The following is a 301-nucleotide window of genomic DNA, read 5'->3' on the forward strand; positions in this document are numbered from 1 at the left end:
CTGCAAGCAGGTTTCCTGCTTTCGGCAGTCGCTTCTCGCAAAAAAGCGAGAGAGCTCCAATAATGCCTCAATCAGGGCTACCTTTATTTGCAAACTCTAGTCAATTATCTGAAAATTATTGCCAAACTTACTTACTTTTGTATCGTGAAAATAGACTATATCATTGTGGGTTTGGGTTTGGCAGGACTTGCTTTTGCAGAGGAATTGGTCAATGCTAAAAAATCATTTTTGGTTTTTGAAGATGATTCACAAACCTCTTCTTTGGTTGCAGGAGGTGTTTATAATCCTGTAATTTTAAAAC

1 protein-coding gene is annotated in these 301 nt (G+C 37.9%); it reads left to right on the top strand.

Annotated elements, in window-relative coordinates:
- Nucleotides 1-144 precede the first annotated feature (144 nt).
- The coding region (locus IU405_RS00550; protein WP_197436706.1) for an NAD(P)-binding protein at nt 145-301 on the top strand (157 nt) is incomplete at its 3' end.

The sequence above is a fragment of the Polaribacter sp. BAL334 genome (genome assembly GCF_015767435.1).
GTDB lineage: Bacteria > Bacteroidota > Bacteroidia > Flavobacteriales > Flavobacteriaceae > Polaribacter.